22 protein-coding genes and 1 pseudogene are annotated in these 23,858 nt (G+C 73.9%); 6 read left to right on the forward strand and 17 right to left on the reverse strand.

The genetic code is table 11. The features are described from left to right. Positions 1-52: 52 nt before the first annotated feature. Both K7B10_RS03865 and K7B10_RS41795 read left to right on the forward strand, forming a co-directional pair. On the forward strand, positions 53-3,016 hold the full coding sequence (locus K7B10_RS03865) for an AfsR/SARP family transcriptional regulator (protein ID WP_308284495.1): 2,964 nt from the start codon (positions 53-55) through the stop codon (positions 3,014-3,016). Positions 3,017-3,158: 142 nt separating this feature from the next. Further along, positions 3,159-3,260: pseudogene (locus tag K7B10_RS41795) on the forward strand (IS982 family transposase); the annotation flags it as partial. Between the two features lie 136 nt (positions 3,261-3,396). On the opposite strand, the gene K7B10_RS03880 reads toward K7B10_RS41795, so the two are convergent. The 7 genes from K7B10_RS03880 to K7B10_RS03910 all read right to left on the reverse strand — a co-directional run bounded on the left by K7B10_RS03880 (position 3,397) and on the right by K7B10_RS03910 (position 9,306). Then, the gene (locus K7B10_RS03880; protein ID WP_229334533.1) at positions 3,397-4,065 is read right to left on the reverse strand and encodes a hemerythrin domain-containing protein; all 669 of its coding nucleotides are present in this window, start codon (positions 4,063-4,065) and stop codon (positions 3,397-3,399) included. 134 nt (positions 4,066-4,199) lie between these two features. Further along, positions 4,200-4,958: a carbonic anhydrase gene (locus tag K7B10_RS03885; protein WP_229334534.1), complete on the reverse strand. Its 759-nt coding sequence runs from the start codon at positions 4,956-4,958 to the stop codon at positions 4,200-4,202. Positions 4,959-5,055: 97 nt separating this feature from the next. After that, complete coding sequence (locus K7B10_RS03890) at positions 5,056-5,352, reverse strand: SHOCT domain-containing protein (RefSeq protein ID WP_229334535.1); 297 nt, start codon at positions 5,350-5,352, stop codon at positions 5,056-5,058. Positions 5,353-5,515: 163 nt separating this feature from the next. Further along, on the reverse strand, positions 5,516-6,181 hold the full coding sequence (locus K7B10_RS03895; protein ID WP_229334536.1) for a response regulator: 666 nt from the start codon (positions 6,179-6,181) through the stop codon (positions 5,516-5,518). Continuing rightward, positions 6,178-7,359, reverse strand: a complete 1,182-nt coding sequence (locus tag K7B10_RS03900) for a sensor histidine kinase (RefSeq protein WP_229334537.1) — start codon at positions 7,357-7,359, stop codon at positions 6,178-6,180. Before K7B10_RS03900 ends, K7B10_RS03895 begins: the two co-directional genes overlap by 4 nt. 106 nt (positions 7,360-7,465) lie before the next feature. Further along, the gene (locus K7B10_RS03905) at positions 7,466-8,341 is read right to left on the reverse strand and encodes a serine hydrolase (RefSeq protein ID WP_229334538.1); all 876 of its coding nucleotides are present in this window, start codon (positions 8,339-8,341) and stop codon (positions 7,466-7,468) included. Further along, a complete protein-coding gene (locus tag K7B10_RS03910) occupies positions 8,338-9,306 on the reverse strand; it encodes a LysR family transcriptional regulator (protein ID WP_229334539.1) in 969 nt (322 codons plus the stop codon). Before K7B10_RS03910 ends, K7B10_RS03905 begins: the two co-directional genes overlap by 4 nt. Before the next feature lie 85 nt (positions 9,307-9,391). On the opposite strand from K7B10_RS03910, the gene K7B10_RS03915 reads away from it, so the two are divergent. The 3 genes from K7B10_RS03915 (at position 9,392) to K7B10_RS03925 (ending at position 12,059) form a co-directional block, all read left to right on the forward strand. Continuing rightward, positions 9,392-10,408 carry a CE1 family esterase gene (locus K7B10_RS03915; protein WP_229334540.1) on the forward strand — a complete coding sequence of 339 codons (1,017 nt, stop codon included), beginning with the start codon at positions 9,392-9,394 and terminating at the stop codon, positions 10,406-10,408. Between the two features lie 120 nt (positions 10,409-10,528). Continuing rightward, the gene (locus K7B10_RS03920; protein ID WP_229334541.1) at positions 10,529-11,287 is read left to right on the forward strand and encodes a 3-hydroxybutyrate dehydrogenase; all 759 of its coding nucleotides are present in this window, start codon (positions 10,529-10,531) and stop codon (positions 11,285-11,287) included. 88 nt (positions 11,288-11,375) lie between these two features. Next, positions 11,376-12,059 (forward strand): HAD family acid phosphatase, encoded by a 684-nt coding sequence (locus K7B10_RS03925; RefSeq protein ID WP_229334542.1) that lies wholly within the window; start codon positions 11,376-11,378, stop codon positions 12,057-12,059. Between the two features lie 108 nt (positions 12,060-12,167). Here K7B10_RS03925 and K7B10_RS03930 read toward each other — a convergent pair whose 3' ends face one another. The 10 genes from K7B10_RS03930 to K7B10_RS03975 form a co-directional block, all read right to left on the reverse strand. Continuing rightward, positions 12,168-13,409 (reverse strand): cytochrome P450, encoded by a 1,242-nt coding sequence (locus tag K7B10_RS03930; RefSeq protein WP_229334543.1) that lies wholly within the window; start codon positions 13,407-13,409, stop codon positions 12,168-12,170. Between the two features lie 26 nt (positions 13,410-13,435). Beyond that, complete coding sequence (locus tag K7B10_RS03935; RefSeq protein WP_229334544.1) at positions 13,436-14,827, reverse strand: NAD(P)/FAD-dependent oxidoreductase; 1,392 nt, start codon at positions 14,825-14,827, stop codon at positions 13,436-13,438. Continuing rightward, positions 14,820-15,068 carry a ferredoxin gene (locus K7B10_RS03940; RefSeq protein WP_229344744.1) on the reverse strand — a complete coding sequence of 83 codons (249 nt, stop codon included), beginning with the start codon at positions 15,066-15,068 and terminating at the stop codon, positions 14,820-14,822. The genes K7B10_RS03935 and K7B10_RS03940 overlap by 8 nt, the downstream gene beginning before the upstream one ends. Positions 15,069-15,199: 131 nt before the next feature. Then, positions 15,200-15,829 carry a hypothetical protein gene (locus tag K7B10_RS03945; RefSeq protein ID WP_229334545.1) on the reverse strand — a complete coding sequence of 210 codons (630 nt, stop codon included), beginning with the start codon at positions 15,827-15,829 and terminating at the stop codon, positions 15,200-15,202. A gap of 101 nt (positions 15,830-15,930) precedes the next feature. Further along, positions 15,931-16,737 (reverse strand): IclR family transcriptional regulator, encoded by an 807-nt coding sequence (locus K7B10_RS03950; protein WP_229344745.1) that lies wholly within the window; start codon positions 16,735-16,737, stop codon positions 15,931-15,933. Positions 16,738-17,687: 950 nt separating this feature from the next. Further along, positions 17,688-18,266: an RNA polymerase sigma factor gene (locus tag K7B10_RS03955; protein ID WP_229334546.1), complete on the reverse strand. Its 579-nt coding sequence runs from the start codon at positions 18,264-18,266 to the stop codon at positions 17,688-17,690. A 400-nt stretch (positions 18,267-18,666) separates the two neighbouring features. Further along, positions 18,667-19,278 carry a nucleoside/nucleotide kinase family protein gene (locus K7B10_RS03960; RefSeq protein ID WP_229334547.1) on the reverse strand — a complete coding sequence of 204 codons (612 nt, stop codon included), beginning with the start codon at positions 19,276-19,278 and terminating at the stop codon, positions 18,667-18,669. 50 nt (positions 19,279-19,328) lie between these two features. Then, on the reverse strand, positions 19,329-21,419 hold the full coding sequence (locus tag K7B10_RS03965) for a SpoIIE family protein phosphatase (RefSeq protein WP_229334548.1): 2,091 nt from the start codon (positions 21,417-21,419) through the stop codon (positions 19,329-19,331). A 59-nt stretch (positions 21,420-21,478) separates the two neighbouring features. Further along, a complete protein-coding gene (locus K7B10_RS03970; protein ID WP_229334549.1) occupies positions 21,479-22,660 on the reverse strand; it encodes a beta-ketoacyl-[acyl-carrier-protein] synthase family protein in 1,182 nt (393 codons plus the stop codon). A 20-nt stretch (positions 22,661-22,680) separates the two neighbouring features. After that, positions 22,681-22,932, reverse strand: a complete 252-nt coding sequence (locus K7B10_RS03975) for an acyl carrier protein (protein ID WP_229334550.1) — start codon at positions 22,930-22,932, stop codon at positions 22,681-22,683. Between the two features lie 141 nt (positions 22,933-23,073). Here K7B10_RS03975 and K7B10_RS03980 point away from each other — a divergent pair, with 141 nt between their 5' ends. After that, positions 23,074-23,856 carry a lysophospholipid acyltransferase family protein gene (locus K7B10_RS03980; RefSeq protein ID WP_229334551.1) on the forward strand — a complete coding sequence of 261 codons (783 nt, stop codon included), beginning with the start codon at positions 23,074-23,076 and terminating at the stop codon, positions 23,854-23,856. Positions 23,857-23,858 lie beyond the last annotated feature (2 nt).

Here is a 23,858-nt window from a genome sequence, read left to right on the forward strand (position 1 = left end):
GGCGCTGCAATGCCGATGAAATTTCGATGATGCGCGCGAAACGAGGATGCGAGTGGACGGGGAATCTCCGCAGCGGCTCCGGATCGAGCTGCTCGGTCCGGTCAGGGCCTGGCGAGGAACGACGCCGCTGGACCTGGGACCCGTCCGGCGACAGGCCGTGCTCACCGCGATGGTCCTGCGGGCGGGCAGCGCGATCAGCCATGAGGACCTCCTCGACGGGGTGTGGGGCGCCGCCCCGCCGGGATCCGGCCACCGGGTCCTGCCGAGCTACGTCTATGCGCTGCGCAAGGCCCTCGACCCGGAGGGCACGGGGTACGAGGATTCGGTGATCCGCAGCAGCCAGGGCCGGTACGGCATGGCCATGGAGCGGATCCGTGTCGACGTGACCGAGATGGCGGGACTGCTCCGGGACGCGCGGCGTGCGAAGGAGTCCGGTGACCTGGCCACCGCGATGGCCGGATTCACCGGTGCGCTCGCGCTGTACCGGGGAGAGCCCCTGGCGGGGCTGCCGGGGCCGCTCGTACAGGCCGAGCGGCGGCGGCTGGCGGACCGGCGGCGCACGCTCGAATCGGAGCGGCTCGAATGCCTCGTCCTGTCGGGCCGGGCCGGCGAGGCCCTGGACGGTCTGGCCGCGCTGTCCGCCGCCGAGCCGTACGACGAGGCGGTCCTGGCCCTGCACATGCGGGCCCTGTACGCCAACGAGCGCCAGGCCGAGGCGCTGAACGCCTACCAGGGCATGCGCGAGCGGCTGCGCGACGAGCTCGGGGTCAGCCCCGGCGACGCGCTGGGCCAGGTGTACGAAGCGGTGCTGCGCCGCGACGACGAGCTGCTCCTCGGCCCGGAGGCGGCCCGTGTCGCCGCCCTGACCGCCGGCGGCCCGGCTTCCGTCCCCGTACCGCCCCGCCCCCGTCGCCCCGTCAACGAATTGCCGGGCATCACCGGTGTCCTCATCGGCCGGGAGCGCGAACGGGCGCTGCTGGCCGCCCCCTTCCCGCCCGGCTCCGTGGGCGTCGTGACCGTCGACGGCATCGCCGGGATCGGCAAGACCGCCCTCGTCGTCCGCGCGGCCCAGGAACTGCGCTCCCGGTATCCGGACGGCTGCCTCTTCGTCGACCTGCGCGCCCACAGCCCGGGGCGGCAGAAACTCTCGCCACAGCGGGCGCTGCGGCGACTGCTGCGCTCGATCGGCGCGGCCGACAGCGAGGTTCCGGCCGATCTGGACGAACTCACCACCGCCTGGCGGGCGGTGACCGAATCGCTGCGGCTGCTCCTCGTGCTGGACGACGCCGTGGGCAGCGCGCAGATCCGGCCATTGCTCCCCGCCGGGCCGGGCAGCATGGTGATCGTGGCCAGTCGGCAGAGGCTGGCCGGACTGGACGCCGACCGGCGCATCACGCTGGAGCCCCTGGGGGCGGGCGAGGCGCAGAACCTGCTCGGGCAGCTCGTCGGGGAGGAGCGCACGGCCGCGGAGCGGACGGCCGCGCGGGAGCTGGCGAGGCTGTGCGGAGGGCTGCCGCTGGCGCTGCGCATCGCCGGGACGCGGCTGCAGACCCGCCCCGTATGGACCCTCGCCCATCTGGTGGACCGTATGACGGACGACGACCACCGGCTCGGTGAGCTCCGCGCCGGGGACCGCAGCCTGGAGGCGGCCTTCCGCCTGTCGTACGACCAGCTCGCCCCCGCGCAGCAGCGGGCGTTCCGCACGCTGGGCCTGACGCCGACGAGCGAATTCGACGCCCTCACGCCGGCGGCCATGCTGGGCCGGCCGGCGCGCGACGCCGAGCAGATCATGGAGGGCCTGGTCGATACGAGCCTGGTGCAGCAGCCCCGGCCGGGCCGCTACCGGCTGCACGACCTGGTACGGGTCCACGCCCGGCGGCTTGCGGAGGCCGCCCCGGCCGAAGCGGGGGTGGCGCGTGCCGCAGTACTCCGCCTCTTCGTGGACGCGGGCCGGACCGCGAGCGATTGGGGCTCCACCGGCTTCCCCACCGGACCGCCCGGGACCGGAGCCTTCACGGACTGGGCCGACGCGAGTGCCTGGCTGAACGCCGCCGACGCGGAACTCGCCGACGTCGTCGGCCACGCGGCGGGCCTCGGCGAGGCCGACCACGCCTGCTGGATCGCCGAGGCGCTCACCGACCACTTCATCCGCCGGGGCCGCTACCACGAAGGCCGCACGGCGTTGGAGATCGCCCTCCCCCAGGCGGACCGGGCCACCGACCGGCGGATGGCGCCCGCTCTGCGCAACTGCATGGGGATCGTCGACATCCACCGGGGCGACGCCGAACGGGCGCGCGCGACCTTCGCCGAAGCCCTGCGCCTGAGCCGCCACGGCGGGGACCGGCACGAGGAGGCCCGGGCCCTGAGCGGGATCGGGACCGCCGAGCTGAACGCGGGCCGGCCCGAGGAGGCCATCGCCCCCCTCACCGCGGGGGCCGACCTGGCCCTGCGGCTGGGGGACGACTGGCTCGTGGCGATGGCGCTCTGCGTGCTCGGGACCGTCCACCGCGCGCGGGGGCGGACCCAGGACGCGCTCCGCTGCTTCGCCGAGTCCACCGTCCACGCCGAGGCGAACGGGCGGCCCACCATGATCAGCAGGGTCCTGACCTGCGCCGCCGAAGTCCACCTCGACCTCGGCGAGTTCACCGAGGCCAAGGAGCTCCTGAGCCGGGCGGCGCAGCTGGTCCAGCAGGCAGGCGACATCCCCCTGACCGCGATCACGCTGAGCATGCTGGGTACGGCGGAGCTGGGCGCGGGGAACCTGGAGGCGGCCCTGGCCCACCACCACGACGCCCTCTCCCGGCTCCAGTCGCTGTCCCCGCTGAACGAGCCCCACCAGACCCGTATGGAGATGGCGATCCGCAGCATGCTGGGCCGCACCTACTCGGCGGCGGGCCGGGTCCGCGAGGCGGGGCAGCAGTTCCGGACGGTCCTCGCCTTCCCCGGCTCCGGCGCGTACCCCGCGGAGCGCGCGCTCGCGGTCGCCGGGCTCAGGGACTGCGAGACCGCGTCCTAGACGAGTAAGTCCGAAGTCCTTGGGCGCATGAAGCGAGGGTCTCGTTGGTTCGTTTGTGACGACAAACCTCAAGACCCTCGCGACAGCACTGTACGTGAGGATCGATGACTCTCTGGCAGGAACGCGGCGATCGGGCCGCCCGCCGAGGCTCGGACAACGCATCCTGGCCCTGACCGCCGCCATCTGGCACAACCGAGCCAACGCCACACCCCTGACCAGGTCACTCATCGCCTACGACCACTGATCAAGACTTCGGACTTACTCGTCTAGGGGGTGTCCGCAAAGTCCCGCCTGTCCCGCGACGCCCGGCACACCGAGCGCACGCACCGGACGCCGCAGGGCCGCCCTCCGGGCGGCCGGCGCTACTGTGCGGACACCCCCTAGCCGTGGCCCACCGCCGCCTCCAGGCGCTGTTCCAGGCGGTGGAAGTTTCGCTCGCCCACCGCGCGCCAGAGCACCCGGGGCGGCAGCGGCAGGTGGCCCATGATCAGGATCTGTTCGCCCGGGTCCGTGTCCTTGAGGATCATCCCGAGTACGGTGAACAGCTTCCTCTTGGGCACGGCCGCGCTGGCCGCGTCGCCGATCTCGTCCCACTCCGCCTGTGACACCGCCCCCGGGACGAGCGGCAGCACCTCGTGCTCTTCTTGGTCGAAGTGGTCCCCGACTGCCTTGGAGAGCCGGTCGAACGCGTCGGCCAACTCCTCCCGGTGGGTGCTCCCCCCGGCGGCCGCCCACGGCCCGAGCAGGGCCTTCGCCCGTGCGAGCAGGGCCGACAGCTCGGTGTGCTGCCCCTGCATCCGCTTCCACAAGCCGCCCTGACCGGGGAGGCGTTCGGCCAGCTTGGGCCACAGCAGGCGGTCCTCGCCCTCGTGGTGGTGGTGCAGGGTGTCCAGCAGCAGCTCCAGCCGGTCCGCGACCAGCCTGACCTGGGCGCGGCTGCCGTGGCGCACTCCGCGCACCCGGCCCGCCGCCTCCCCGAACTCGCGCCGGAACATCCGGTGGACCACCACCATGTCGTGCGTGGTGATCGGTTTTCCCTGGTTCTGCATCGAAGTCGACATCGACCGTGACCCCCGCCCTGGTGGGTGTACCGGGCTCCAGCGTGGCGGGCGGCAGGCCGTCCGCGACAGGGGCGCACGGCGGCGCTCCAGCGCCCCCGGGGAGCCCGGTTGCGGGGCCCGGTCTATGCCAGGGTGCGCACCCTCTGGTCGCGGAGCCCGTAGCGGGCGGCGACGACCGCCACCCTGCCGTCGGATATGCGCCGGGCGATGTCGGGTTCGGCCGAGAGCAGGTCTCGGGTGCGCCGGGCGTGCGCGTCGACGGTGGCGTCGATCCGGGACTCGCCCTGCCGGGTGTGGTCGATGGAGGGCCGGATCCGGTCGGCCAGGTACTGGATGTGCGCGGGCAGCGGCTCCCCGGTCTCGTCGGCGCGGACGGCGGCGCCGACCGCCCCGCAGGACTGGTGGCCGAGCACCAGCACCAGCGGGATCTTCAGTTCCAGGACCCCGAACGCGACGCTGCCGAGGACGGCCTCGTCGAGCACCTCGCCCGCCGAGCGCACGGTCAGCAGGTCGCCGAGCCCCTGGTCGAAGACGAGCTCCGGGGGCACACGGGAGTCGACGCAGCCGAGGACGATCGCGAAGGGGTGCTGGGCCCTGGTCAGACGGAGCCTCAGGAAGGCCGACTCGTGCGGGTGCTCCTGCGCGTACGTACGCCAGCGCCGGTTGCCCGCGGTCAGCCGGCGCAGCGCCTCCTCCGGGGAGACCGGGCCCGAGGCGGCTTCCGGCCCGGCGGGCGGCGCCGGGGCCGGGGCGGCCGAGGCGGGGAAGTCGGCGGCGAGGGGGAGGACGGACCCCACGGCCGCCGAGCCCGCCGCGGCGGCGAGCAGCAGGCCGCGACGGCTGGGCGAAGGGGTGTCCAGTGTCTGCGTGTTCGAATCCATCGCGGGACCGTAACCCCGCCTCCGGCCCCCCGCCCGGATGCGGGGCGCAATACCGGAAGTCCGGCGGGGCCGGCCGGGGTCGCCCTCCCGTCCTGGGTCAGCCCGCCCCGCCCTTGCCGTCCGGAGCCGTCCGGCCGAACTGCTCGTCCAGGACGGACAGCCGGCGCCAGTACTCGTCCTCGTCGATCTCGCCGGTGGCGAACCGGCGGCCCAGGATGGCGATCGGCGAGTTCTCGCCGTACGAGCCCCGCGAGGCCCACGGTCCGCGCGGGCCGCGTCCGCCGCGCCACACCGTGCGGCGCAGGGCCGTGACGACGCCGAAGACGACGGCCGCCCAGATCAAAGGGACGAAGAGGATCCACGGGCCGGGCCCGTCGTACGCCAGGGTGTTCATCTCGGTTCAGCTCCTCGGAAGGGGGTGCGGTTTCCTTGTCGCCTCCGAGACTCTCTCCGGGAGGGTGCCCGGGTCGTCGTACGGCCGGCGGCACCGTGCGTACCACCGCGGGAGTAGCTGCCGGCGGGAGCGGGCTCACCTCAGCGGGCTCACCCCACCGGCCTCAGCCCAGCCAGCCGGGCCTGACCAGCCCCGATTCGTAGGCGAGGACCACCAGCTGGGCCCGGTCCCGGGCGCCGAGCTTGATCATGGCCCGGCTGACGTGCGTCTTCGCGGTCAGCGGGCTGACCACGAGCCTGCGGGCGATCTCCTCGTTGGACAGGCCGAGGCCGACCAGGGCCATCACCTCGCGTTCCCGCCCGGTCAGCCGGTCCAGCCCGGCCGCCGCCTCCGGGGCCTTGGACCGGGCCGCGAACTCCGCGATCAGCCGGCGCGTCACCCCGGGTGAGAGCAGCGCGTCGCCGGCAACCACCGCCCTTACCGCGCGCAGCAGTTCTTCCGGTTCGGTGTCCTTGACCAGGAACCCGGAGGCGCCGGAGCGCAGCGCCTCGAAGACGTATTCGTCGAGCTCGAAGGTGGTGAGCATGACGACCTTCACCGCGGTCAGTCCGGGGTCCGAGGTGATCGTGCGGGTGGCGGCCAGGCCGTCGAGCTCCGGCATCCGGATGTCCATCAGGGCGACGTCCGGGCGCAGTTCGCGCGCCAGCCGCACGGCCTCGGCCCCGTCGGCGGCCTCGCCGGCCACCTCGATGTCCGGCTGCGCGGCGAGCAGTGCGCGAAAGCCCGCCCGTACCAGCGCCTGGTCGTCGGCGAGCAGTACGCGGATCACCAGTCCTCCTTGGTCTCCAGCGGGATGCGGGCCAGTACCCGGAAGCCGCCGTCCGGCCGGGGGCCGGCCTCGATGGTGCCGCCCTGCGCGGCGGCCCGCTCGCGCATCCCGATCAGGCCGCTGCCGCTGCCGCCGGCGTCGTCGCCGGTGGCGGGTCCGTCGTCGTCCACCTGCAGTTCCAGCGCGCCGAGCGGGCGGCTGATGCGGATCCGGGCGGTCCGTGAGCCCGAGTGGCGGACCACGTTGGTGAGCGCCTCCTGGAGGATCCGGAACGCGGCGAGGTCCGTGGCCGGTGACATCCCCCCGGCCCGGGTCTCCCCCGTCACGGAGACGGTGAGCCCGGCCGCGGCCGCCTGCGCGACCAGTTCGGAGAGCCGGTCGAGTCCGGGGGCGGGCGCGCGCGGGGCCTCCCCGGGGGCGCGCAGGGTGTTCAGGACCTGCCGGACCTCGCCGAGCGCCTCCTTGCTGGCCTCCTTGATGGTGGTGAGCGCCGTACGGGCCTGTTCCGGGTCCGTGTCGAGCAGGGCCAGGCCGACGCCCGCCTGCACGTTGATCACGGAAATGCTGTGGGCCAGTACGTCGTGCAGCTCACGGGCGATCCGCAGCCGCTCCTCGTCCACCCGGCGCCGCTCGGCGGCCTTGCGCTCGGCCCGGTCGCGGGCCCACTGCTCCCGGCGTACGCGGACCACCTCGGACGCGGCGAGCACGGCGATCACCCAGGCGGTGATCCCGCCCTCCGTCCCCCAGGGGGCAGGGCCGTCGCCGGGCGGCGGCAGCCAGCGGTACAGCCAGTGCGCGATGAGCAGGTGGCCGGCCCACAGGGCGCCCACCGCACCCCAGGCGGCGTGGCGGTGACCGGCGACGACGGCGGCGAGACAAGCGAGGGCGACGCTGATGAAGACGGGGCCGTACGGGAATCCGGCGGCGAGGTAGCCGAGCGTGACGGCGCAGACCCCGTAGAGGACGGGCACCGGGTAGCGGTGGCGCAGCAGGAGCAGGGCGGGCCCGAGGAGCAGCAGGAGCCGGCCGGGCACGCCGATGGGCTCGCGGCCGGGCTGCAGCTGTTGCGCCCACCCGGTGGCCGCCTGCGTGAACACGGCGACGAGGAGCGAGGACCGCCACGGCAGCCGCCCGCCGCCGGTGCGCTCCGCCCAGTACTGCCACCGCCGCTCCGCCATGCGGCCACGCTAGACGCCCGGGCCCGCCGCCGTCGTCCGCCGGGCGGGCCGATCGGGCGTACTCCCCGCGGAGTACGCGGGCACGCCTCCCTGCTGTCGCGCGCGGCTACTTCGCGGCGCGCAGGGCGTCGACGGCGATGCGGGCGGTGGTGCCGATCACCGCGTCGGCCGCGGGGAGGGTGGCCGCGGGGTTGGCGGCGCGGGTGAAGACGGCCACGGCGTAGCGGCCGCCGTCGGGGTACTCGATGACGCCGACCTCGTTGCGCACGGTCGGCAGGCTGCCGGTCTTGCCGGCCACGTGGACGTCGTCGAAGGGGAATCCGGCGGCCATCCGGTGCGGCCACACCTGGAGTCCGAGCAGGCGGCGGACGGCGGCCCCGTGTTCGGGGGTGCAGGCCTCGTCGCGCCAGACGGCGGCGAGGAGCCGGGTCATGTCCCGTGGAGTGCTGCGGTTGCTGCGGGCCGGGTCGAGGGCGCGGAGCCGGGCGAGGACCTGCGGATCGGTCAGGGCCCGGGCGCCGGCCGGGCCCGCGTCCTCCCGGACTCCGGCGAAGAGCGAGCGGAAGGTGTGGACGGCGCGGGTACGGGTCAGGCCGAGCCGGGCCGTGGCCTCGTTGACGCCGTCGAGGCCTATCCGCGCGAGGAGCAGGTCCGCGGCGGCGTTGTCGCTGACGGCGGTCATCAGGTACGCCGCGTCGCGCAGGGACATGCGTACGGGATCCAGCATGGCGGCGAGTCCGGTGGGGCCGGCCGTGCGGTCCGCCGGCGGGCATTCGACCTGTTCGGTGAGGTCCAGGAGGCCGGCCGCGGCCTGCTGGTGGAGGGCGACGAGCAGGCAGAGCTTGTGCACGCTGGCGGTGACGACCGGGTGGTCCGCGCCCGCGTCGACCTCCGTACCGGAGTCGATGTCCACGGCGTGCAGCCGGCCGCTGACGCCGGCTTCGGCGAAGGCTGCGGTGATGCGGCGCAGGGGGTGGTTCACAGCCAGTACTCCGCTGCCGGGCGCAGGTGGAGCGGCCGCGCGGGTACGTCGGCGGTCACCGCCGCAGTGTTCCACAGGGTCCGCGTGGTCGCTTCGGCGAAGGCGCCGACGGCTGCGTCGCCGCGGCCCCGCGGCCAGGCGACGCTGTGGCGCCAGGCCAGCGGGGCGCCGGCGAGGGGCCGCCACACGATGTCGGCGTGCGGGCCCGGGGAGTGGGCCGACCCGCTGTCGCGCGGGGCGAAGGCCACGGCGTTCGCGGACAGGACGAGGCCGCGGACGAAGCCGGGCCCGCTGCCCTGGCGGACGGCGGCGGGGGTGTAGCCGCCCCGGGCACAGGTGTTCAGTACGTCGTCGTGCAGGGCGGGGGCCTCGGCTCGCGGGAAGAGGACGAGGCCGTATCCGGTGAGGGCGGCGAGCGGTACCTCCTCCAGGGATGCGGCCGGGGCCTCGCGGGGCAGCAGCACGCCGAGTTCGCGGCGCAGGACCGGCCCGAGTTCCAGCCCGGCGATGTCACAGGGGTGCCGGACGAGCCCGACGTCGAGCTCGCGGGAGGTGAACCGGGTCAGCTGCTCGGCGGTGGACAGCTCGTGGAGCTCGAGCTCCACGCCGGGGTGGTGCTGCCGGAAGGCGGCCAGGATCGCGGCGATCGCCTCGCCGGCGAGATCGGGCGGCAGGGCGGCGCGCAGGAGTCCGCTCTCGCCGTCGCGGATGCGGCGGGCGGTGGCGGCGAGGGCGTCCGCCCGGGCGAGCAGCAGGCGGGCGTCCTCCAGCAGCATCGTGCCGGCCGCGGTGATCGTCACCTGGCGGCTGGTGCGTTCGAAGAGCCGGACGCCGAGCTCGCGCTCCAGGCGCTGGATGCGCTGGGACAGGGGTGGCTGGGCCATGCCGAGCAGCTCGGCGGCGCGGCCGAAATGTCTTTCTTCTGCAACAGCGACGAAGCACTGCAGATGCCGGATCAGGTCCACGACCGGCAACGATATCGGAGTTTGATTGATACCAGATCAATATCGATCTTGGACGGAGGGCGGGCGTCGGTGTTGTGCTCACGGCATGTCCTCGAACCGCTTCTCCCCGTCCCCGCGCCGCACGGCCACCCGGTGCGCCTCGTACGCCGCCGCGCTGGCCCTCGGCCTCTCGCTCACCGCCGCCGGGCTCACCGGCTGCTCGACGGCCTCCCGGCCCCCCGCCTCGGCCGGGCCCGCCGTGAGCACGAGCGTCTCCGCCCCCGCCCCCGGCGTCGACGGCCGGGAGCGGCTGACCGTGGGCGACGGCACCCGGGAGTACCTGACGCACCGCCCCGCCGCGGAGGGCGGCGGACCGCGGCCGCTCCTCATCGCCTTCCACGGGCGCGGGGCCGACGCCGAACAGCTGCGGAGGCAGAGCGGCCTGGACAAGGCCGCCGAGGCCCGCGGCATGCTCCTCGTGTACCCGGAGGCACTGGGCAAGGGCTGGGGCGCCGGCACCGCCGCCACCGCGCAGCGGCCGGATCCGGACGCCGATGTCCGGTTCACCGAGGCGCTGATCGCCGAGCTCGTGCGCACCGGCCGGGCCGACCCGCACCGTGTCTACGTCGCCGGGTTCTCCAACGGCGGCTCCATGGCCCTGCGGATGGCCGCGCAGCGCCCGGACCTGGTCGCGGGCGCGGCTTCGGTCTCCGGTGAACTCCCCACCGGGGCCGCCGCCGTGAAGCCCACCGGTCCGGTGCCCGTCCTGATCGTCTACGGGGCGGAGGACCCCGTACGGCCGCTGGCCGGCCTGCCCGCTCCCGGCCCGGCCGCCCCCGGGGAGGAGCCCATCACCGCCACGGTGTCCGCCCGGGCCAGTGCGGAGGCGTTCGCCGCCGCCGGCGGGACCGGCGGACCCGCCGAGGAGGGCAAGCCCGGCTATGACTCCGTCACCTGGCCGGCCGGCCCCGCGGGGGCCGAAGTGCGGCTGCTCGTCGTGCACGGGGCCGGCCACACCTGGCCCGGCTCGACCATGCCGCCGCCCGCGGGCTTCGGCTCCGTCAGCACCGCACTGGATGCGAGCGGCACCCTGCTCGACTTCCTCACCGCGCAGAAGCGTTGACGGCACCACGGCGGCCATCGCCGCAGGGCATCGCGCATGGCTCCGTGCACCACACCCCGGCCCCCGAGTGTGGCGCGCGGGGCCATGGGCGCGGCCCTCCGCCCTCCCTAGGGTTCAGCCATGACGAGCCAACTTCCTTTCCTGCGGGAGCGCGTCGCGCTGGTGACCGGCGGCGGCAGCGGCATCGGCCGGGCCTGCGCGATCGCGCTGGCCGAGGCGGGCGCCACCGTGCACGTGGCCGACATCGCCGAGGAGCCGGCCAGGTCCGTCGCCGCACTCGTCGGCGGGCGGGCGCACGTCGTCGACCTCGCCGACCCTGCCGCCATCGAGCGGCTGCCGAGGGAGGTGGACATCCTGGTCAACAGCGCCGGCCTGCAACACGTCGCCCCCATCACGGAGTTCCCGGCCGAGCGGTTCGCCCTGATCCAGCAGGTGATGGTCACCGCGCCGTTCCTGCTGCTGCGGCACGTGCTGCCGCACATGTACGCGGCCGGCTGGGGGCGGGTGGTCAACATCTCCAGCGCCCACGGGCTGCGGGCCAGCGCGTACAAGTCCGCGTACGTGGCCGCCAAGCACGGGCTGGAGGGGCTGAACAAGGTGACCGCGGTCGAGAGCGCCCCGTACGGGGTGACGAGCAACTGCATCAGCCCCGGCTACGTCCGCACGCCCCTGGTCGAGGCGCAGATCGAGCAGCAGGCCGCCGCGCACGGCATCGGCCCCGGCGACGTCCTGTCCGATGTGCTGCTCACCCGGTCCGCGATCAAGCGGCTGATCGAGCCGGAGGAGGTCGCGGCGGCCGCGGTATGGCTGTGCGGGCCCCACACCGGCTACCTCACCGGAACCTCGCTCCCCCTCGATGGTGGCTGGACGGCCACCTGAATTTAACTACCGACCAGTAGACAGGGGGTTCGATCTTGCGGATTCTGGATCCGTACATGTCAATTCAGCCCTTGAGGAGCGCCCCCACATGCGCAGCACCCGCGCCCGCGTCCGCCTGCTCGGCACCGCCACCGGCACGGCCGCGGCCACCGTCGTCCTGATGCTGGCCCCCACCGCCTCCGCCCAGGCCGCGCCCGCTCCGGTCCCCGCCCCGGCGGCCGCCCCGGCCTCGGCCACCGCCTCCGCGCCCGGCGGCAACGCGCTCATCCGCGGGGTCGACTACGGCACGTGGAAGCGTGACGTGGCCGCCGTCATGGCGACGGCGCGCCCGTACGTCGAGCAGCGCATCGCCCAGTCGCCCGCCGGCGAGAAGCCGGCGATCGTCCTGGACATCGACAACTCTTCGCTGGAGACGGACTTCCACTGGTTCTGGACCTTCCCGACCCCGGCGATCTCCGAGGTCCGCGACCTGACCCGGTACGCCAACGACCACGGTGTGGCCATCTTCTTCGTCACCGCCCGCCCCGGGATCATCCAGTCGCTCACCGAGCACAACCTCAAGGCGGTCGGCTACCCCGTCACTGGCCTGTACGTCCGGGACCTGCCCGACCTCTTCGACGAGGTCAGCGCGTACAAGACGGGCAAGCGCGCCGAGATCGAGGGCCGCGGCTACACGGTCATCGCCAACATCGGCAACAACAACAGCGACCTCGTCGGCGGCCACGCGGAGCGCACCTTCAAGCTGCCGGACTACGACGGCAAGCTGTCCTAGGTCGTGTCCTGACAGCCTCCGGTGCCGAACGCCCGTGCACAGGCGGGCGGTCGGCACCGGTACCGCCGCCCCGGCTTCCCCGGGGTCCGGGCGCCGGCGGCCCGCGCCTCAGGAGGGACGGACCCCGTCGCACGTGATCCGCAGGTGGCGCGGGCCGCGCAGGACCGCGTTCTGCCGGTAGGGCGGCGGGTCCTCGACCAGGCGCGGGTTCTCCAGCCTGCGGGTCAGCTCGGTCAGCGCGAGCTGCGCCTCCAGTCGGGCCAGCGGGGCCCCGAAGCAGCTGTGGATGCCGCTGCCGAGGCCCAGGTGCTGGATGTCCTTGCGGTACGGGTCGAAGCGGTCCGGGTTCTCGAAGCGGTCCGGGTCCCGGTTGCCGGAGGCGAGGATCAGCCACATCGACGAACCCTTGGGGATCGTGACCCCGCCGACCTCGATGTCCGCGAGCGGGGTGCGCTGCGGCAGCAGCTGCACCGGGGGCTCGAACCGCAGCAGTTCCTCCACCAGGGGCACGGCGAGGGCGGGCGTCTCCCGCAGTTGTCGCAGGACGTCCGGATTGCGCAGCAGGGTCAGCATCCCGTTGGTGATGAGGTTGACCGTCGTCTCGTGGCCCGCGATGAGCAGCAGGGCCGCGGTGCTGAGCAGTTCCATCGTGCTCATGGTCTCGTCCTGGCCGTGTCCGACGGCCAGTTGGGAGAGCATGTCCTCGCCGGGGTTCTTGCGGCGCTCCTCGATCAGCCCGGCCAGGTACATGCCGAGCTCCATCCGGGCGTCGTGGGTCGTCTTCTCCCGTTCCTTCGGGTCCGCGCCGGGGTCGGGGTCCAGGCTCGCGGCCAGGGTGTCGGCCCAGACGTGGAAGCGGGCCTCGTCCTCGCGCGGGACGCCGAGCAGCCGGCAGATCATCGTGACGGGGAACGGGTAGGCGAACTGGTCGACCAGGTCGATCCGTTCCGGGTCGCCGAGGTTGTCGATGAGTCCGGTGACGGTGGTGTGCAGGAAGCCGCGCATGTCGTCGACGCGGTGGGGGGAGTCCGGCGGCCCGAAGGGGCGGTTGGTCATCCGGCGCAGCCGGTCGTGCTCCGGGGGGTCCAGCTTGAGGAAGCTCGGCGGCAGGGCCGAGGCCCCCTCGTCCTCCGCCCCGGCCAGCGGGTCCCCGGCACCGGCGGCCAGGTTGCGGGCTTCGGAGCTGAGCCGCGGGTCGTGCAGCAGGCTCTGGATGTGGTGGTACGTGCTGATGACGTACGGGCCGTCCCCGTCGTGGAAGACCGGGGTCTTGCGCAGCTCCGCGTACAGCGGGTACGGGTTCGCGCGGTTCGAGTAGTCGAGGATGTCGCTCAGGATGCCTTGCTTCATGCCGGGTCCTCCGGAGGGCGGGCGGGTCAGTGCCCGGCGGGGGTGAACGTGAGGCGCCGGTCGGCCGGCGAGTATCCGCTGAGGGTGACGGTCGGCCCGTGCGTGGGCACGGAGGGGTCCGGGAAGTCCGCGGGGAGCGGCTTTTGCCCTTCGGGGCGGCGGTCGACCGTGGGGAACGGGGGCGGGAAGGGCGCGGTGGCCTCGATCTGCTGCTGGTAGAACTGCAGCCAGCGCGAGTTGTCGAAGGTGACCGCCCCGATGACGCGGCCCTGGTAGCCGTAGACGCCGGTGAAGCGGCGTTCGGCGCGCGAGCCCTGGGTGATCATGATCTCGGTGCCCATCGAGGGCACTCCGACCGACTTGATGCTCACCCCGAACTGCGAGGACCAGAAGGCCGGCACCCAGATGTGCGGGCGGCGATCGGTGCTCTCGCTGAGCATGTTGTGGGCCGCGGTCTCCGCCTGCGAGACGGCGTTGCCCCAGTGCTCCAGGGACAGGAACTGGTAGCCGAACAGCGGGTGCGGGGAGCGCGCGACGTCGCCCGCCACGAAGATGTCGTCGGTGACGATGCCGCGGATGTCGAAGGCACGGCAGCCCGCGTCGCAGGCGATGCCGCGGGGGCCGGCGCCGAGTCCGGAGCCGGCCAGCCAATCGGTGTTGCGCTGGGCTCCGAGCGAGACGACCACGACGTCGCACTCCAGCGACGTGCCGTCGGAGAAGTGCGCGGCTCGGACCCGTCCGGTGGAGTCGCCCTCCAGGGCCGTGACCATGATCCCGGTGCGCAGGTCGACGCCGTTCTCCCGGTGGAGTTCGGCGGCGACCGCACCGATGACCCCGCCGAGGGCTCCGACCAGGGGGGCGTCTGCGCGCTCGGCGACGGTGACCTCTACGCCGCGCTCGCGGCAGGCCGAGGCGATCTCGGAGCCGGTGAACCCGGCCCCGATGACCAGGACCCGGCGCGGTCCGGCATCGAGCCGCCGGGCCAGGGCCACCCCGTCGTCACGGGTCCGCAGCACGAACACGCCGTCGAGTTCGCCCTCGGCCTGGTTCGGCCAGGGCCGGGCCCGGACGCCGGTGGCGATCAGCAGCCGGTCGTACGGGACCTCGTCCCCGTCGGCGAGCTTGACCCGCCGGGCCGCCATGTCCAGGCCGCTGGCCGCCACCCCCAGGCGCCATTCGGCGTCGATGTCGCGGCGGCGGGGCAGCGCGGTGCCCTCGGCCGTACCCATGCCCAGCAGCGCCTGCTTGGACAGGGGCGGGCGGTCGTACGGCTCGTAGGGCTCGTCACCGATCATCGTCAGCGAGCCCTTGAAGCCCTTCTCGCGCAGGGTCTCGGCTCCGCGCAGCCCGGCGAGCGAAGCACCGACGACGACGATCCGGCCGTTCGCTTTGAGGTGGTCCAGGGCCGTGTCAGCCATCGGATGCCTCCCCCGTGGCGGCCGGGGCGCCGGACCCGGCCGCGGCCATGTCCAGCTCGTCCACGAGGATCGCCTGCACCGGGCAGGCGGCGACCGCCTGGGCCACGCGCTCACGCTGGGCGTCCTGCGCCTGCGGGTCGTAGAGCAGGCCCTCGTCTCCGTGCATCGCGAAGACGTCGGGTGCGAGGAAGGCGCACTGCGCGTACCCCTGGCACCGATTGAGATCGACGACAAGCCTCAGCAAGGTCCGGTCCTTTCGTTGGCCCCTCCGGCTTCCCGGCCAGCGTGCGGCCGGGAGAGCGGGACGGCCCGTCCGGCAAGGCCATTGGGGTGAGGGCGGAGCGGAGGTGACGCGGCGCGGCGCTGTGGGGATCATGCGGAGCGGCGGGCGGTGCGCAGGATGTACAGGCTGATGATCAGTGCCCAGGTCGGGAAGACGAGCTCGCAGTACGGCACGCTGGAGCCCACCACCAACAGGAGCAGACCGGCCACCGTCCCGATCGCGACCAGGGGTCTGGGCAGGACCCGCAGCCTGCGGCCGAGCGTCGACGTCGCGAGGACGAAGACGGCGGCCATCCGCATCCCGTACGTGGTGAGCAGCGTGTACGCGAAATGGCGGCCGAAGCCGGTGGGGTCCTCGGCGTCGAGCACGGTACCGGCGGCGGCGACGGCGCCGAAGAGGCAGGCGACGAAGACCAGTCCGCTGCCCAGGAACACGGTCGCGATGAACCGGTCCTCGGCCTCCCCCGTGTGCTCGCGCAGTGCGCCCATGAACCACAGGAAGGCGATGCCCGCGAAAGGGACCAGCTCGGTCGCCGTCTGCAGCGCCCCCCGCTCGCCCTGGGCGACCGTCAGGTCCTCACCACCGCCCCCTTCGGGCAGGGCGATCCGGGCGAGCACCATCGCCGTCGCGAGCAGGACGGCGAAGACGACCCCCGCCAGCCCCGCGGCCTTGGGCGTGCTCAGGGCTTGTTGCCGGGTCGGCCCCGGTGCCTGTGTCATTCCTCCAGCAAGCCGCCCGCCGGGCCTTCGTGCCAGCGGGGCAGCGCGGTCGGGTGAAGCCCGGGGCGGTCCGCGCGAGGACCGCGCCGGGCGCACACCCCCTAGGTGGCCGTGATGAGGATGCTGCCCGGCTCTCCCGCCGCCTCCTCCCGCTCGGCGGCCGTGCGGGAGGGGCCCGGGCCGGTGCCGCCCACGATCAGGGCGAGCAGCACCGCCGCGGCCTCGCTCTGCAGGATCCTGGCGGCCTGCACGAGGCGGTGCGGGTCCGGGGCCGGAATGGACAGGGCCAGGCACTCGGCGTTGGGGCCCGAGGTGATCGGGACGGCCGCGCAGACCGTGCCCATGGCGTACTCCTGGAGGTCCAGCAACGGGGCGCCGGGGCGGCGGGTGTCGAGCTGGTGGAAGAGCTCGTCCTGACGGGTGATGGTATGGGCCGTGAACCGCGCCGCCCGGTGCCGGGACAGGTGGTCCTTGCGGCCGTCGCAACCGAGCTGCGCCAGCAGGGCCTTGCCGACCGCCGAGGCGTGGGCGGCGGCCCGGAAGTCCACCCACTCGTCCACGAGCGGGGTCGCCGGACCGTCGGCGTACTGGGTGATGCACACCTCGCCGTCGGTGTAGCGGGCCACGTAGACGGCGGCGCCGACCGCGTCACGGACCCAGGCGAGGGTCTCCTGCACATGTCCGTGCCCGTCGCCGGACGCCGCCTCGGTCAGTAAGAGCGCCCGGCCCGCGATGTACGCGCCGGGGGCGGCCGGTGCCGCCAGGTTCGCCCGTACGAGCTGCTCCATGACCCGGGCCAGCACCAGCTGCGGCAACCGGGTCTCGCGGGCGATCTGGGCGAGGCTCACCCCGCCGGAGTACCGGTTGACGATCTCCAGGACGCGCAGCGCCCGGTGGACGGCCTCCATCGCGACCGGAGCCGGCCGCCCCTCGGAGGCCCCGCGCCCGGCGTGTTCCGGCTGCGGCTGGCGGAGCGCCTGGAGCGCCCAGGCGTTCGCCTCGTCCGGCAGGTGCAGGAGGTTCAGCCGCGCGTGCTGGGCGACGGCCACCGCCACGTGCGGGCCGAGGAGGAACACCTCCCCCTGGTCCTGGTCGACGTTCCGGCTCAGGGCCGTCACGGCCCTGCGCAGCCGGGCGGGCAGCCGGTACGGGGGCCGCCCGCCGTGCCCTCTCACCGCCGTGAGGGCGGTCAGGTCCTGGGTGCTGATCGGCGGCGAGGTCCAGATGACCGAGGCGCCGAGGGCCTCCTCCAGGTTCTCCGGGACCTCCGGCAGGTGCGGCAGTCCCTCGTCCGGGGGCAGCGCCTCGGCCAGTGCCCTCCAGTGCCGGGCGGTGTCCACCTCGGCGCGTGCGAGGTGGTGGAGGTGCAGGAGGCGCGCGGCGGTCCGCGATCCGGCTCCGGCCGCGTACTGGAACCAGAACTGCGCGCCCTCCATCCGGTCGGCCAGATGCAGGAGAGCGCCGAACAGCAGGGCCGGTTCCGATCCGTGCGGCCAGGTCCCCGCGGCCAGGGCCAGCTCGGCGAAGGGCCGGCTCTCGGCCAGCGACCAGGCCAGGTCGTCCAGCGCCCGCGCGGCCCGTACGTGGCAGGCGGCGTCGAGTACGAGGTCGTCCGCCGGGGTGGGCGCGAGCGCGGGCATCGGCCTGCGGCCGGTGAGGGAGGCGGGGCCCGGGAAGCCGCCGCTGCCGGTGGCGCCGGTCGCCGAGCGGGCCCGGTCCGCCGCGATGCGGCGGGCGATGCGCCGCCGGGCGGCGTCCTCGTCGTAGCCGGCGTACTCCTCCACCAGCACCTCGGCGTCCTCCAGCGCCGCCGCCAGCTTCTGCCCCGGCACGGCGTCGTGGTCGGCCGTCATGTCACTCACTGGCCCTTCTCCTCTCCAGGCACCCGGTCCGCCCCGAGTTTCTGGGACAGGATTCGGCTCGCGCCTCGAATGTGCGAACGGACCGCCGCGGGGGAGATCCCCATCATCCGGCCGACGGTGCCGTTGTCGTACCCCAGCAAGAAGGCCAGCAACACCACGTCGTAGTGGCGTTCGGGCAGGCACGCGATCGCCGCGTACAGGCCCAGCTTGGCCTCCAGCAGTTCCATCCGGTGCCGGGACGCACGGCGCAGCGCGGCGAACCAGGCCGTCTCGACCATGGCGGCCGGACGGCCGAGGAGCGCCAGCCTGCGTGCGACGTGTTCGCGCAGCACCGCCCAGGCGAAGCCGTGCAGGCTCGCCTCCTTCAGTGCCTGGCGCCACACCTTCAGCAGGAAGGTGAACACGTCGTCGACGACGTCCTCGGCGTCCTGGCGGGAGCCCAGCTGCAGGTGGGCGTAGCGCAGGTAGGCGCGGTGGTGCTGGGAGTGGAACGCGCTGAACTCCACCGGCAGGACGCCGGCCAGCTCACTGGAGACCGCCCGGTCCCCGGACGGGTCGAACTCGCCCTCACTCATGCGCTCCTCCAGGGATGCCGGTCGTCGCCGGCACGAGCGGTCGCCTTCCGGGTCCTCGCACCCGGCAGGCGGGGGTGTCTCCTGACGGCTTCGAAAGCGCCGAAGGCGACGAGTATCGGAACGGGAGTGAAGGTCTGGACACGATTCACGTCGGCGGGAAGCCTTCCGGTGAAGAGAACGGAACGGACATGCCTGTCCCCCACATCCAGCGGCCGGTCGGACCGGCCGCTCCCCCAACACCACCCCATCGGAAAAGACGCCCGAATGTGCACGGCTGTCGATGGAAATCTTTCGGGAAATGGCGCATCTGCTCCGCTGCGCGCCCCCTTGGCCGCCGCGTACGCCCCTGGGAGACTCCCGGGGTTCGGGGGCCCGGCCCGGCCCCGAAACCCCGGATCCCCTACTCCACCACCAGGTCGGCCCGGGTCCGGCCGGGCGCGATCAGGCGGGCGTTCGCCTCGTCCGAGCGCGCCACCCACTCCTCGGCGTGGGCCGGCGCCTTGCCGTGGCGTACGTGCCGGTCGACCAGCCGCCTGACCCGCAGGGCGTCGTCGGGCGCGAGGTACCAGACCTCGTCGAGGAACGCCCGTACCTCCGCCCACTCCCCCGCCCCGTACAACAGGTAGTTGCCCTCGGTGATCACCAGGCGTACGGACGGGGCGACGGGGATGCTCCCGGCGACGGGCTCCTCCAACGACCGGTCGAAGGCAGGGGCGTAGACCGCGGCGGCCGCGGGCGTGCGCAGGCGCGCCAGCAGCGCCGCGTACCCGGCGGCGTCGAAGGTGTCCGGGGCGCCCTTGCGGTCCGCCCGTCCCAGCCGCTCCAGTTCGGCCTGGGCGAGGTGGAACCCGTCCATCGGTACGACGACGGCCCGTTCGGGCCCGAGCGCCTGCGCGAGGCGGGCGGCGAGCGTGGACTTGCCGGCTCCGGGCGGCCCGGTGATGCCGAGGATCCGGCGCGCGCCCGAGGCCGCGAGCGCGCGGGCCCGCTCCTCCAGTTCCGTGAACTCCATCCCGCCATCCTGCACGAGGGGGTGTCCGGCGGACCGGGCCCGACGCCGACTCAGGGGGGTGGCGGCGTGTGGGGGTCGGTGCCCACGCGGGCGACGAGCAGGGCGATGTCGTCGTCCGCGGACGCCGGGACCAGTTGCGTGATCAGCGAGTCGCACAAGTGGTCCAGCGAGCGCGGGGGGTCGACGAGCAGACGGGTCAGTTCCGCCAGGCGCTCGTCGATGTCGCTGCCGCGGGCCTCGACGAGGCCGTCGGTGTACAGGACGAGGAGACTGCCCGGGGGCAGGGTCAGCTCGGTGGAGGAGTACGCGGTCCCGCCGACGCCCAGCGGGGTGCCGGGCGGCAGGTCGAGGAGGCGGACCGTGCCGTCGGGGGTGACGGTCGCGGGCGGCGGGTGCCCGGCGCGGGTGATGCGGCAGCGGCCCGTCTGCGGGTCGACGACGGCGTACAGGAAGGTGGCGAGCATCGGCTCGGCGAGGTCGTCGAGCGTCGCTTCCAGTTGGTGCATCAGGGCCTCGGGGGCGAGGTCGAGCCGGGCGAGGGCGCGCACGCTGGCGGAGAGGCGTCCCATGACCGCCGCGGCCGCGATGCCGTGGCCCATGACGTCGCCGATGAGCAGGGCGGCCTTGCCGCCGGGGAGGTGCAGGACGTCGTACCAGTCGCCGCCGATCTCGTTGACGTCGCTGGCGGGCAGGTAGCGGTGGGCGACCTCGATGCCGGGCGGCGGGGTGATGTGCTGGGGCAGCATGCTGCGCTGGAGGATGACGGCGGTCTCGTGCTCGCGGTGGTAGAGACGCGCGTTGTCGATGCTGATGGCGGCGCGGGCGGCGAGCTCGCCGGCGAGGGTGACGTCGTCGGGTCCGAACGGGCCGACGGGGCGGGTGCGGTAGAAGGTGGCGACGCCCAGTACGAGGTCCCGCGCGATCAGCGGCGTCATCATGAACGAGTGCACGCCGACGGGCAGGAGCTGGGCGGGCTTGCTCGTGTGGCGGGCGGCGGAGGCGACGGCCTGCTCGTCCACGTGCGCGATGACGAAGGGTCTGCGGGCGGCCAGGGCCTGGGTGTAGGGGGCGGCCGACGGGAAGACGAGGGTCCTGCCCAGCGGGGCGAGGATGCCGATCACCGCGGAGCCGGTCAGCGGTGCCTTGCCGAGGCGCCGCAGGCCCACGCCCCCGGCGAGCCCCGGGCCGGGCTCGTCACCGCGCGCGAGGGTGTCGAGTACGTCCACGGTGGCGGCGTCGGCGAGCTGCGGTACGGCGAGGTCCGCCAGCTCCTGCGCGGTGCGCTCCAGCTCCAGGCTCGCGCCGATGCGGACGCTGGCCTCGCTGAGCAGCGCCAGCCTGCGGCGGCCGGCCTCGGCCTCGATGTGGTCGCGCTGCTGCTCGGTGATGTCGAGCAGGGAGGCGATCACACCGATCGGCCGGCCGCCCGGGTCCTCGACGCGGACGTACGAGCACGCCCAGACCCGGTCGCGGGTGGGTTCGGCAGGGGTGCGGCCCGAGCGCCGGCGGTCCAGCACCGGCTCCCCGGTGGCCAGGACCTGCCGCATCGCGTCCTCCATGTCCTCCGCGTTCACGTCGGGCAGGACCTGGACGAGGCGCCGTCCGATGTGGGCGGACTCGGGGAGGCCGTTCATGGCCTCCAGGGCCGGGTTGACCTGGAGGAACCGCAGCTGCGTGTCGAGGATGGCGATGCCGACGGGCGAGCGGGCGAAGAGTCCGTCCCAGACCGCCGACGATCCCCGGATCCGGCGGGCCGCGTGGGCGTCGGCGGCGAAGACCAGCACCGCGGAGGTGCCGTGCCGCCGGCTGGGCACCGGGCAGGCCCAGATCTCCAGCTCCAGCGGGTGCCCGTCCTGGTGCCAGGCGGTCACGGTGCCCATCACCCCGCGCCCGGTCACGGCGGTCTCCCACAGGGCGCGGCCGAGGCTGCGGTCGGCTCCGGGGTGCAGGAGGTCGGCGATGTGGTGGCCGACGATCTGCGGCGGGGCGTAACCGAGCAGCTCCTGGGCCGCGCGGTTCCAGCGGACGATCGTCCCGTCGGCGCCGGTGGCCAGCTGCGCCACGGGCAGGGAGCCGAGCCAGCCTCCGGCGTCCTGTGCGGCGCCGCTGATCAGATCCTCGATGGGCATCTGCTCGGTCATGGCGCACCTTCCACATCCCCATGGTCGCCCGGCGGGCCCGGGGCCGCCCCCCGGCGCCGTCAGGGGCGGGCGAGCACCGCCACGGCGTTGTGGCCGCCGAACCCGAAGGAATTGCTGACGGCGACCTGCGCGGCGTGCTCCCTGGCCGTTCCGGCGACGACGTCGATGTCCGTCCCGGGGGCGGTCGCGGCCAGCCCCGCCGTGGGAGGAACGACTCCCTCGGCCAGCGCCAGGACGGTCAGGGCCGCCTCGATGGCCCCCGAGGCCCCGAGCGTGTGCCCCAGGGCGCCCTTGGCCGAGGTGACGGGCGGCCGGTCGGGGAAGACGCGGCGCAGGACGGCGGCCTCGATGGCGTCGTTCTGCCGGGTCGAGGTGCCGTGCGCGTTGACGTGGCCGACGTCCTCGGGGCCGACCCCCGCGTCCGCGAGGGCGGCGCGGACGGCCTGCTCTGCGCCGCGCCCTTCGGGATGCGGCGCCACGAGGTGGTGCGCGTCCGTCGAGGCGGCGTGGCCGATCAGGCGGGCGAGGGGCCGGGCCGCCCGGGCGGCGGCGTGCCCGGGGCGCTCCAGGACCAGCGCTCCCGCCCCCTCCGCGATGACGAACCCGTCGCGGGTGGCGTCGAAGGGGCGCGATCCCGTGTCCGACAGGGCACCCAGCTGGGAGAACCCCGTCACCATCAGCCGGGTGACGGCCGCCTCGGCGCCGCAGACGAGGGCGATGTCGCACTGGCCGGTCGCCAGCAGGTCCCGGGCGAGGCCGAGGGCGGTGGTGCCCGAGGCGCAGGCCGTGGAGGTGGCGAGGGCGGGCCCGGTCACCCCGAAGCGCAGGGCGATGTTGGCACACGTCATGTTGATCAGATAGCCGGGGAGGAAGTACGGGGAGACGAACTCCGGTCCCTGTTCGCCGAGTCGGGCGAGCGCCTCGTCCTGGGTCCGCACACCGCCGACGCCGCCGCCGGTGACGACGGCGACCCTGCTGCCGTCCCACTCCCGAGGATCGAGCGCGGCCTGCTCGAGCGCCTGCGCCGCGGCCACCAGGCCGAACCGGTCGACCGGGTCCAGCCGGGCCGCCCCGCGCCGGCGCAGGACCGGGTGGTCCGGCTCGGGCACGCGGCAGCTGAGGGTGACGGGCAGGCCGTGCAACAGGGGGTCGGGGGCTGCCGTGGAGCGGCCGGCGCGGACCGCCGACCACGTGGAGTCCCGGTCGCATCCGGCCGCCGTGACCAGGCCGAGCCCGGTCACGACGGCTTCGGGGCGCCTGATCAACGGTCCGTGAGCCGTTCGTCGACGGACGCGGCGAACTGGGCGAGGGTGGCGGCGCGGAGCTCGTCCTCCCCGACCTTGACACCGAGCGTCTCGTGAACGGCGATGGCCATCTCGACGATCATGAGGGAATCGATCAGCAGGTCGCTCATGGGAGCGCTTGCCCGTACCTCTTCGGAGGGGACTTCGAACTTCTCGACGAGCAGGTCGCTGATCACGTCGAGGACGGATTCCGGCGCGGAAGTGGTCACGGTATCTCTCATTTACGGTGGCAGTTGGCGGCGAGGGCGGAGCCTTCTCGTGCTCAAATAGGTACCACGGCCGGGGATTTACTCAAAACCCGTCCCTGCCGGGCTTGTTGATGATTCGAAATGCGAGAGTGGGGATCATTCGTGTCGGAAAGCATGACCGATGTGATCGAGGTCGCCGGAGCCGAGATCAGGAACGTGCAACGGCTGCTCGGTGACGCCGGCGAGGGTGCCTGGGACCGCTTACTGGACTGGCTCGTCGACGACTACTTCCGGCTCGAAGTGGCCGGGGTGGAGAACATCCCGGCCGAAGGCCCCGCGGTCGTCGTCGCCAACCATTCGGGCGCGTGGGGGCTCGACGGATTCGTTCTCCAGAAGGTGTTCTCGCGCAGCCTGCGGCGACCCCTGCACGTTCCCGCCGCGCCGCTCGTCTTCCGATTTCCGGTCCTCGGTTCGTATGCCCGGAAGAAGGGCGCCATTCCTCTCGAACCGACCCTGGGAATGGAACACCTGACCGCCGGGGAAATCGTCGGGGTGTTCCCCGAAGGGCTTTCGGGTCTGGAAAAGCCCTTCCGAAAGCGCTATCAGCTCCGGCCCTTCAGCCACGGATTCGCGGTCACGGCCGTGCGGGCGGGCGCCCCCGTCGTCCCGGTGTCCGTCATCGGCGCCGAGGAGGCCTGCCCCCGCATCGGCCAGATCCCGGCTCTGGCACGCCTCTTCGGCCTCCCGTACTTCCCGATCACCACGGTCTTCCCGCTGCCCGCGAAGTGGCTCGTCACCATCGGCGAGCCGATCCCCGCGCCGCCGCGCCCCGAGTCCTACGCCGCCCGCGCGGCCGCCGCCCGGCTGCTGTGCGCCGAGTCACAGACCGCCGTACAGGCCCTGGTGGACCGGGAGCGGCGCAGGCGCGAGACGCCCTTCTGGTAGGC

Origin of the sequence: Streptomyces flavotricini (assembly GCF_020639365.1) — a bacterium.
Lineage (GTDB): Bacteria > Actinomycetota > Actinomycetes > Streptomycetales > Streptomycetaceae > Streptomyces > Streptomyces flavotricini.

Excerpts from the sequence above, each read along its gene's own strand:
- K7B10_RS03880 (WP_229334533.1), bottom strand. The coding sequence starts at position 4,065 with ATGCAGAACCAGGGAAAACCGATCACCACGCACGACATGGTGGTGGTC.
- K7B10_RS03885 (WP_229334534.1), bottom strand. The coding sequence starts at position 4,958 with ATGGATTCGAACACGCAGACACTGGACACCCCTTCGCCCAGCCGTCGC.
- K7B10_RS03890 (WP_229334535.1), bottom strand. The coding sequence starts at position 5,352 with ATGAACACCCTGGCGTACGACGGGCCCGGCCCGTGGATCCTCTTCGTC.
- K7B10_RS03900 (WP_229334537.1), bottom strand. The coding sequence starts at position 7,359 with ATGGCGGAGCGGCGGTGGCAGTACTGGGCGGAGCGCACCGGCGGCGGG.
- K7B10_RS03915 (WP_229334540.1), top strand. The coding sequence starts at position 9,392 with ATGTCCTCGAACCGCTTCTCCCCGTCCCCGCGCCGCACGGCCACCCGG.
- K7B10_RS03920 (WP_229334541.1), top strand. The coding sequence starts at position 10,529 with ATGACGAGCCAACTTCCTTTCCTGCGGGAGCGCGTCGCGCTGGTGACC.
- K7B10_RS03925 (WP_229334542.1), top strand. The coding sequence starts at position 11,376 with ATGCGCAGCACCCGCGCCCGCGTCCGCCTGCTCGGCACCGCCACCGGC.
- K7B10_RS03930 (WP_229334543.1), bottom strand. The coding sequence starts at position 13,409 with ATGAAGCAAGGCATCCTGAGCGACATCCTCGACTACTCGAACCGCGCG.
- K7B10_RS03935 (WP_229334544.1), bottom strand. The coding sequence starts at position 14,827 with ATGGCTGACACGGCCCTGGACCACCTCAAAGCGAACGGCCGGATCGTC.
- K7B10_RS03945 (WP_229334545.1), bottom strand. The coding sequence starts at position 15,829 with ATGACACAGGCACCGGGGCCGACCCGGCAACAAGCCCTGAGCACGCCC.
- K7B10_RS03950 (WP_229344745.1), bottom strand. The coding sequence starts at position 16,737 with ATGGAGGCCGTCCACCGGGCGCTGCGCGTCCTGGAGATCGTCAACCGG.
- K7B10_RS03955 (WP_229334546.1), bottom strand. The coding sequence starts at position 18,266 with ATGAGTGAGGGCGAGTTCGACCCGTCCGGGGACCGGGCGGTCTCCAGT.
- K7B10_RS03960 (WP_229334547.1), bottom strand. The coding sequence starts at position 19,278 with ATGGAGTTCACGGAACTGGAGGAGCGGGCCCGCGCGCTCGCGGCCTCG.
- K7B10_RS03965 (WP_229334548.1), bottom strand. The coding sequence starts at position 21,419 with ATGACCGAGCAGATGCCCATCGAGGATCTGATCAGCGGCGCCGCACAG.